5 protein-coding genes are annotated in these 5684 nt (G+C 64.2%); 2 read left to right on the top strand and 3 right to left on the bottom strand.

Going from position 1 to position 5684, the window contains the following annotated elements:
• The coding region (locus QZY06_RS07335; protein WP_295682250.1) for a hypothetical protein at positions 1–272 on the top strand (272 nt) is incomplete at its 5' end.
• A 10-nt stretch (positions 273–282) separates the two neighbouring features.
• Here QZY06_RS07335 and QZY06_RS07330 read toward each other — a convergent pair.
• The 3 genes from QZY06_RS07330 to plsB all read right to left on the bottom strand — a co-directional run bounded on the left by QZY06_RS07330 (position 283) and on the right by plsB (position 4129).
• A complete protein-coding gene (locus tag QZY06_RS07330; RefSeq protein WP_295682248.1) occupies positions 283–534 on the bottom strand; it encodes a PspC domain-containing protein in 252 nt (83 codons plus the stop codon).
• Between the two features lie 139 nt (positions 535–673).
• Positions 674–1444 carry an FKBP-type peptidyl-prolyl cis-trans isomerase gene (locus tag QZY06_RS07325; RefSeq protein ID WP_295682245.1) on the bottom strand — a complete coding sequence of 257 codons (771 nt, stop codon included), beginning with the start codon at positions 1442–1444 and terminating at the stop codon, positions 674–676.
• 81 nt (positions 1445–1525) lie between these two features.
• Entirely contained in the window at positions 1526–4129 is a 2604-nt protein-coding gene (plsB, locus tag QZY06_RS07320) for a glycerol-3-phosphate 1-O-acyltransferase PlsB (RefSeq protein WP_295682241.1), read from the bottom strand.
• Positions 4130–4371: 242 nt separating this feature from the next.
• Here plsB and QZY06_RS07315 point away from each other — a divergent pair.
• On the top strand, positions 4372–5684 hold a 1313-nt coding region (locus QZY06_RS07315; protein WP_295682239.1), incomplete at its 3' end, for a peptide MFS transporter.

Here is a 5684-nt window from a genome sequence, read left to right as displayed (position 1 = left end):
ATCCGGCGCCAGCCCCCAGCAGCAGCAACACGAAGAAAACCGATTCGACCTTGGGCGGCGGGCCGAAAACGCGCGACGCCGGCCTGAAACTCAAGGCCGAAACCCTGGAGCGCTGCGCCAAGGCGCGCGAGCGCATCAACTTCCTGGAAGAGAAAACCGCGCGGCGTCTGTTCAAGACCGGGCCGGATGGCCAGCCGGCACGTTATACCGACGAAGACTTCAAGACTGAACTGGACCAGGCGCGCGACGTCGAAGCCGCCAACTGCACCTGAAGCCGTGTGCTCAGCCGGAATGGCCGGAACCGCTGGCTCCCGTCTGTGGAGAACCTCGGCCGACGTTCAGCTGCCGCGGCATCACGAACCACAGGATCAGGTAGGCAAAGATTCCGGGGAACGCCACCGAGCAGACCGAGATCAGTACGTACAGCACGCGCACCGAAGTTGGCGTCCAGCCGAGGAAATCGGCGATGCCGCCGCAGACACCGGCAATCATCTTGTGCTCGTCGGAGCGCCACAGGCGCGTGCTGTCGTTCATGGTCGAAAATCCCTCCTGTTTGCCGGCTCTGCAAAGATTCCGGCGGATGCCCGGTTTTCAAGCGCAGTAACCGTGCCTGAGCCTGGCGCCCACAAAAAAGCCCGGCAATGCCGGGCTTTTCTGCAGCAGCTTCGAAGAATTACTTCTTCGGCTTCGGCGCTTCGGCGGCCGGGGCATCGCCCTTTTCGACCTTGAGCAGCTCGACTTCGAAGATCAGCGTCTCGTTCGGGCCGATCTTGCCGCCGGCGCCGCGATCACCGTAGGCCAGCGCGGCCGGAATGTAGAACTTCGACTTGCCGCCGACCTTCATCAGCTGCAGGCCTTCGGTCCAGCCCGGAATCACGTTGGCGAGCGGGAAGGTCACCGACTGGCCACGGTCGTACGAGCTGTCGAAGGTTTCGCCGTTCAGCAGCGTGCCCTTGTAGTTGACTTCAACCTTGTCCGAGGCGGTCGGCGCGGCGCCGGTGCCTTCGGTCAGCGTTTCATACTGCAGGCCCGAAGCGGTGGTCTTGACGCCTTCCTTCTTGCCGTTCTCGGCGAGGAACGCAGCGCCCTTGCCGGTCGCTTCTTCAGCAGCCTTGGCGCGCTCGGCAACCTGCTTTTCCTGGATCTTCTTGGAAACCGAATTCTTGATCTCTTCGCGAGCCTTGTCGTCCATGCGCGGCTCCTTGCCGCCGGACACTTCGTCGAGGCCCTTCTTCAGCGAGGCGATATCCACTTCGTCCTTGACGGTGGCCAGCGAACGACCGAGATCGACACCGATCGAGTAGCCGAACTTCTGGGCATCGGTCGAGAGGTCGGCATCGCCGGCGGCGGCCGGGGCAGCAGCGCCGTCGGTGGCCGGCTTCGAGCAGGCAACGATGAACGCGGCACTGGCAATCAGCGTCAGCGCACGGGAATGCTTGAACATGAGTTAAATCCTGTCAGGAAAGAGGTTTTGGAGAGCCCATATGGGCGCTTTACAGCATTCAACGCCTGCAATGCGGCCGGATTATAGCCCGGAGTCTGTTTCAGTCATGACCGCTTCGGCGGGCCTGCCGGGGCTTGCATCAGCGCCTCCGGCGGGCTCGCTCGATGGCGGTTCCGCGTTGCTCGGACCACGGCGGCGGGCCAGAAGTTGCAGCAGGGTCTGCCGGGTTTCATCGCTGAGCAGTTCCACCGAACGCTCGGCGATGCGATCGCAGCGGGCATCGAGGATCAATACGCCGCCGGCGCCGGTGGTAACCACGCCGACTTCGATCAAGGTATCGAGGTAGGCGGCGAACAAGCCTTTATCGAAAAACTCCGGCGCCTCACGACCGGTCAGCACCGCCATGCGTTCCGCCAGCAGGCGGCAGTCGCTTTCGAACTGCTCGCGCCGCACCGGGCCGCCGCGCTTCTTTTCTTCGGTCAGCAGCAGCACCGCCATCGCCTGGCGTTCCAGTGTTTCGCCGAGCACCCGGCCGAGTGCTGCAAAGCCGGAATAGGCCGGGTCGCCGACTTCCGGTCGGCGCAGGCGGCCATCGGCATCGCGCAGCAGCAGGCCGGTAGCGAGCATCCGCTCCAGGTAATTACGGGCCACCGGCTCGCAGTCGGACACCGGCCAGGGCAACAGAAACTCGTTGCGCAGGAACGGATACAGCGCGCGGCAGCCGGTCAGCACCAGTTCTTCGCTCAAGATGCCGCGCGTACGGAAGAACGCCGCGATCAGCGCCGGCACCGCGAACAGATGCTGGATGTTGTTGCGGTTGTAGGTCATCAGCACGCCATCGCGGCCGACCGCGAGCAGCACGTCTCCCCAGGGATGTTCGACTCTCTGAATCCGCGCAATCGGCGCCGCCCAGGCGAGGATCGATTTCGGATCGGCGTTCGGCAGCATCAGCTCGGCGCCACCCGGCCAGGGCTTGAGCAGATCGATGAAATGGGCGATCTGATCGACCAGTTCATCCTCGGTGGCGGCACGCCGTGGCGAGGCCAGCAGCGCGCAGGCAACCAGGCCGACCGGGCTGGCGATCGACGCCGCCTGAATGCGCCGCATGTGCTCGAAAGCCAGGCCGCGCACCCATTTCGAGAAGCCGTCCGGACGAGTGTTCGGATCGGCCGCCATTGCTTCGCGCCAGCCCGGCAGGTTGGCGTCGGCGTGGTCCTGCAGGATGGTCGGCTCGCCGAAATTCACATAGGCGCGGCCGTAGCTCTTGCCGAGAATCTTGGTCGCTTTCAGCAGGCCTTCGGCCGATTCGCGCTGCTTCTGGCCGCTCTTCAGTTCCTTGAAGAAGCTGCCGACTTCGAACACCTTGTCGTAGCCGAGGAACACCGGCACCAGCGCCACCTTGCGCGATTTCGAGCGCAGGCCGGATTCGGCAACCATCGCCAGCAGCCCGGTCTTCGGCGGCAGCAGCCGGCCAGTCCGCGAGCGTCCACCTTCGGGGAAGAATTCGATCGAGTAACCGCGACGAATCAGCGAATCGACATAGGCGCGGAACACCGCCGTGTAGACCGGATCGCCGGAAAACTTGCGCCGCATGTAGAACGCGCCGCACTTGCGCAGCAGGCCGCCGATCGGCCAGAAGTTCAGATTGATGCCGGCCGCGATATGCGGCGGCACCAGGCCGGCGGTGTACAGCACGTAGGACAGCAGCAGGTAATCGGCATGGCTGCGATGCGAGGGCATGAAGACGATTTCGTGCGACTGCGCGAGCGCCCGCACCCGCTCCAGGCCCTGCACTTCCACGCCCTTGAAGACGCGATTCCAGATTGCCGTCAGCACCCGCTCCATGACCCGGATCGTCGCCGCCGAATAATCGGCCGCCACTTCCTCGGCGCACTTGCGGGCGTGGATCGAGGCTTTCTCCAGCGAGCTGTTGTCACCACGGGCGCGGGCAATGATCGCGGCCCGCACGCCTTCGGATTCGAGCACGCCCTTGAGCACGACACCACGGCGCAGCAGGGTCGGGCCGAGTGCGGCGGTGCGCGCGCGCAGAAAATGGAAATGCAGCGCACGCGGCAGCGCACGAGCCAGCTTCTGCACGACCTGCTCGCTGTTATGGCCCGCGCCGGCGCCGGCGTTGATCAGGAATTCGCGATAGCCAAGCGGCTTGCCGAAATTGGCCAGCACGTTACGGCCGTTGGCGGCACCGATCAGGATCTTGCGCAAGCGCCCGGCCTGCACGCTGTCGGCAAAGATCAGCTTGAACAGCGAGGTTTCCTGGCCCGGATCGCGTCCCCAGAAGATCGATACCGGCACGATCTGGATGTCGTAATCGGCACGATCGGCGGCAACCGCCATCATCCGCGCCAGCTCGCTGTCACCCGCACGATTGCGGGCAAAGGTTTCCAGCAGCGCCGGCAGATAGACCAGACCGGCGCGCTCCGGGGTCGGCAACGAATGGCTGATCCGTGCCGGCAGCGGCAGGCCGAGCTCGGTGCAGATGCGCTGCAACGCGAACAGATCGATCCAGCTGCGCTGCGGCAGCACATAGACCACCGGCTTGGCCGGATCGAGACCCAGCGAGCCCGGCATCGCTTCCGGGGCCACGCGGTACTTCATCAGATGGATGAGCGGCTTCGACAACCAGCGCGCAATCAGATAGCTGAACGCGATCAGTGCGGCGTTCAACGCGGCACTCCACGGCGGGCAGCGGGCACAGGGCAGTCGTGGATCACGTGAGCGAATTCGGTTCCGAGAGCGGGTAGCGGCTCTGACAGGAGCCGACGTCTTTTCACGATTATAGAAGTGTGGGCAGAAAGCGCCCCATCGCCTCGGCTGCAAACCGCTTGTGCGCGCTTATTGCATTGCATGATTGACCCGGCGACAAACGCGCCGCCATAGTCCGATCGATCCTCACTTCCCCTCCGTCCATGTCCAGCCCGACGTTTCTCGGTCATCCGCGCGGCCTCGCGACCCTGTTCTTCACCGAGATGTGGGAGCGCTTCACGTTTTACGGCATGCGCAGCCTGCTGGTGCTGTTCATGACTGCCGCGGTGGTCGGCGGCAACAATCCCGGCCTTGGCTTGACCGAAGGCGAAGCGAACGCGATCTACGGGCTGTATCTGTCCTGCGTCTATCTGTTCGCGCTGCCCGGCGGCTGGATCGCCGATCGCCTGACCGGCCAGCGCAATGCGGTGATCGCCGGCGGCCTGCTGATTGCGGCAGGTAATTTCATGCTGGCGATCGGCGATCGCACGCTGTTCTTCCTCGGCCTGGTGGTGATCGTGCTCGGCGTGGGCCTGCTGAAACCCAACATCAGCGCCATGGTCGGCAAGTTGTATGACGATATGCCGAGTTCCAAGCGCGACGCCGGCTTTTCGATCTTCTACATGGGCATCAACCTCGGCGCGGTTGCGGCGCCGCTGCTGGTCGGCACCATCGGCGAAAAGATCTCCTGGCAGGTGGGCTTCGCCGGAGCAGGACTGCTGATGCTTGCCGGCCTCGTGCAGTTTCATCTGATGCGCAGCACCTTGCCGGCCACCGCCAACGATGCCAGCGCGAAAACGCCGGAGGAGCGCAAGAAGGCCTGGACTGGCTTGGCCATTGGCGTCGCGCTGTTCGCCGCCTTCATCGCCGCCGCCACGCTCGGCGCTTTCGATCTGGAGCCGGTCGCCATCGCCCAGAAAGTCGGCGTGGCGATCGTGCTGATTGCCGCGTTCTTCTTCGGCTACGTGTTCCTGTTCGGCAAGCTGACGTCCGATGAAGCGAAGCGCGTCGCGGTGATCCTGGTGCTGTTCTTGGGTGCCGCAACCTTCTTCATGGGCTTCGAACTGGCCGGCTCGACCTTCAACCTGTTCGCGCGTGATTTCACCGATCGCTCGGCCTTTGGCAGTTTCTTCGCCGACGGCCAGCATCCGGCCAGCTGGTATCAGTCGCTGAATCCGCTGTTCGTGGTCGCGTTCTCGCCGGTGTTCGCCGCACTCTGGGTGCAGCTGGGCAAACGCAATCTGGAGCCGTCGATCCCGGCGAAGTTCGCGCTGGGCCTGATCCAGATGGGCCTCGGCTTCATCGTCATCGCCTACGCCGCGCATCTGGTGGTGACCGGTGCGGAAGGCACCAAGGTGCTGCCGGTATGGCTGCTGCTGACCTATCTGCTGCACACCTTCGGCGAGCTGTGCCTGTCGCCGATCGGCCTGTCCGCAGTGACCAAGCTGGCGCCGCCGCGCTATGTCAGCCAGATGAT

Source organism: uncultured Nevskia sp., assembly GCF_903885465.1.
In the GTDB taxonomy this organism is placed as follows: Bacteria; Pseudomonadota; Gammaproteobacteria; order Nevskiales; family Nevskiaceae; genus Nevskia.
The sequence above is the reverse complement of the archived record's forward strand: the minus strand, read 5'-3'. Positions and strand labels throughout refer to the sequence as shown.

Coding starts and splice junctions, on each gene's coding strand:
- QZY06_RS07330 (WP_295682248.1), bottom strand. CDS start 534: ATGAACGACAGCACGCGCCTGTGGCGCTCCGACGAGCACAAGATGATT.
- QZY06_RS07325 (WP_295682245.1), bottom strand. CDS start 1,444: ATGTTCAAGCATTCCCGTGCGCTGACGCTGATTGCCAGTGCCGCGTTC.